Source organism: Microbacterium sp., assembly GCF_039812165.1.
In the GTDB taxonomy this organism is placed as follows: Bacteria; Actinomycetota; Actinomycetes; order Actinomycetales; family Microbacteriaceae; genus Microbacterium.
The window spans coordinates 1-2,789 of the sequence record NZ_JBDIAB010000296.1 but is presented as its reverse complement, the minus strand read 5'-3'; the positions used below and the strand labels follow the sequence as shown (position 1 = coordinate 2,789).

The following is a 2,789-nucleotide window of genomic DNA, read 5'->3' as shown; positions in this document are numbered from 1 at the left end:
GTGCCGCCGAGCGCCGCGGCGAGCACGAAGATGCACCACCCGCGCAGCAGCAGGTGCCCGGAGGTCTCCCGCGGCGGTGCGGCCGGGGGCCGCGCGATGGGGTGGCTCGTGTAGACGGTCATCGTCTGATCAGGGTATCGCGGGGCCCCGTCCGCGCGCCGTCGCGGGCCGATGTCCGCGGGCGGGATCGTTAGGCTGGGGAGATGCTCGTGCCCCTGTCCAACGACCCGCGCGACTACGCGTGGGGCTCGCCCACGCTCCTCGCCGAACTCGAGGGCCGCCGGCCTTCGGGCCGACCCGAGGCGGAGGTGTGGCTCGGCGACCACCCGGGCTGCCCGGCCCGCGTCGACGACGGCAGCGGACGCACGCTCGACGCGCTGCTGGCCGACCTGGACGCCGCGCCGCTGAGCTACCTGCTGAAGCTGCTGGCCGCGGCATCCCCGCTCTCCATCCAGGTGCACCCGTCGAAGCCGGAGGCGGCGGCGGGCTTCGGCCGCGAGGAGTCGGCGGGCATCGCGCGCGACGCGTCGGCGCGCAACTACCGGGACGCGAACCACAAGCCCGAGCTCATCGTGGCGCTGAGCGAGTCCTTCCGCGCGCTCGTCGGCCTCGGCGCCGTCGCGGACACCCGTCGCCTCGTCGCCGCCCTGGGCGACGGCCGCGGGCCCGCGGCGCTCGCCGCGCACCTGGCCGGCGACGACGCGGCCGACGCACTCCGCGAGACGCTGCGGTGGCTGCTCTCCGGCGAGGCCGCGGGCGCCGTCGACGACATCATCGCGGCGCTGGACACCGCGTCGGACGCCGAGTTCGCCGCCGAGCTGGCCGCCGCCCGCGAGGTGGCCGCCGTCTACCCGGGCGACCCGGGCGTGATCGTGGCCCTGCTGATGAACCTGGTCGAGCTGCGCCGCGGCGAGGCGCTCTTCCTCGACGCGGGCATGCTGCACGCCTACCTCGAGGGCCTCGGCGTCGAGATCATGGCCGCGAGCGACAACGTGCTGCGCGGCGGACTGACGCCCAAGCACGTCGACGTGGCCGAGCTCCTGCGCATCGTCGACACGACCCCGACCCCGCCGCCGCGTCTGCGGCCGACCACGGCCGACGGCCTCGAGGTGTTCGACCCGGGCGTGGGGGACTTCTCGCTCACGCGCGTCGCCGTGGCCGCCGACGCGTCGCGGCGCGTGCCGCTGCGGGGGCCGGCGATCGTCGTGGCCACGCGCGGGACGGTCGAGGTGGGCGGCGCCGACGGCGGCGCGGCGCACGCGTTGCGCCCGGGACAGGCCGTCTTCGCGACGGCGGACGAGTCCGCGCTCGCGCTGTCCGGGGCTGGCGAGGCTTTCGTCGCGCAGCCCGGGAGTTCCTGAACCGCGACACGCCCGGCGTGTCATGAAGGTTCAATCCGCACTTGAGGCTTTACTATTCGCGACTTGACCGGAGCGAATGACAGCGGTGTAATTAGGGGGCACGCGAAACCGCGTGGGGGGTATACAGGTGGGAGAGGGACATGGTTGGTTACCGTTCCGGCGTGCCCGACAACTGGTTCGTCGATCCGGTCGATCTCGGTGTCCCGGGGGTTCGCCGACCGCTCGAGGCCGACGACGACAACGCGCTCTCGTGGCAGACCGACGCGCTGTGCGCGCAGACCGACCCTGAGGCGTTCTTCCCCGAGAAGGGCGGCTCCACGCGCGACGCCAAGCGCATCTGCTCGTCGTGCGACGTGCGCGGCCAGTGCCTCGAGTACGCCCTGCAGAACGACGAGCGCTTCGGCATCTGGGGCGGGCTCAGCGAGCGCGAGCGCCGCAAGCTCAAGCGTCGCGCCGGCTGAGACGGATCTGGCCGAACCGCGCGCGGATGCCACGTGGTGCGCGCGGGCGCGCCTAGGCTGACCACGTCATGCCCGCCAGAGTTCACGCGCTGCTGGTCGTGCGACCCGACGGGCGCACGCCCGCCGACCTCCACCTGAAGCGGACCCTCGCGGCCCTGGAGGCGCAGACGCGACCCCTCGACCTGCTCACGATCGTGCTGTGCGGCACCGACGCGAAAGTGCGCGAGGTGGCCGCGGCATCCGGCGCCGAGAGCGTCATCGCCATGCCGCGCGGCGCCGGCTACGCCGAGTCGTTGCGCGCGGCGACGGTCCGCCTCGACGGCGACGCGGTGTGGCTGCTGGCGCAGGACACCGCGCCCGAGCCCGAGGCGCTCGCGCGCCTCGTGACGACCCTCGACTCCGCGCCGTCGGTGGCGGTCGCCGCCCCCAAGCTCGTGCGCTGGGCAGACTCCGGGCGCATCGTGTCACTCGGCGTCACGATGACGCGCTTCGGCCGCACGGTGCGGCTCGCCGAGGGCGAGCTCGACCAGGGTCAGCACGACGCGGCCGAGGACGTCCTCGGCGCCGACGTGCGGGGCCTCCTGGTGCGGGCCGACGCCTGGCGCGCCCTCGGCGGTCTCGATCCCGCCCTCGTCGGCGCCGACGAGGGGCTCGACCTCAGCATCCGCGCACGCCTCGCCGGCGCGCGCGTCGACCTCTCGCCGACCGCGCTGGTCGCGGTCGCCGGCGACGGGGTCGCCGGCGTCCCCTCCTCGCACGACGCGCTCCCGGGCATGCGCCGCGCGTTCGCGGTGCGCGCCGCGCAGCTGCATCGCCGGCTCGTGTACGCGCCCGCCGCGGCCGTGGCGCTGCACTGGCTGTCGTTCCTGCCGCTGGCGCTGTGGCGCACGCTCCGCGACCTGCTCACCAAGCAGCCCGGCCGCATCGGCCCGGAGTGGGCGGCCGCGATCGTCGCGATGTGCCGCAT

The 2,789-nt window shown here is 75.0% G+C and carries 3 protein-coding genes; all 3 read left to right on the top strand.

Annotated elements, in window-relative coordinates; all coding sequences use genetic code 11:
• Positions 1 to 203 precede the first annotated feature (203 nt).
• Positions 204 to 1,361 (top strand): mannose-6-phosphate isomerase, class I, encoded by a 1,158-nt coding sequence (manA, locus tag WML84_RS14580; protein ID WP_347346859.1) that lies wholly within the window; start codon positions 204 to 206, stop codon positions 1,359 to 1,361.
• A 140-nt stretch (positions 1,362 to 1,501) separates the two neighbouring features.
• Complete coding sequence (locus tag WML84_RS14575) at positions 1,502 to 1,822, top strand: WhiB family transcriptional regulator (RefSeq protein WP_347346858.1); 321 nt, start codon at positions 1,502 to 1,504, stop codon at positions 1,820 to 1,822.
• Positions 1,823 to 1,890: 68 nt separating this feature from the next.
• A partial coding sequence (locus WML84_RS14570) for a glycosyltransferase (protein WP_347346857.1) occupies positions 1,891 to 2,789 on the top strand: 899 nt, incomplete at its 3' end.

What these genes read in the sequence shown, in the direction of transcription:
- WML84_RS14575 (WP_347346858.1), top strand. Translation starts at nt 1,502, where the DNA reads ATGGTTGGTTACCGTTCCGGCGTGCCCGACAACTGGTTCGTCGATCCG.
- manA (WP_347346859.1), top strand. Translation starts at nt 204, where the DNA reads ATGCTCGTGCCCCTGTCCAACGACCCGCGCGACTACGCGTGGGGCTCG.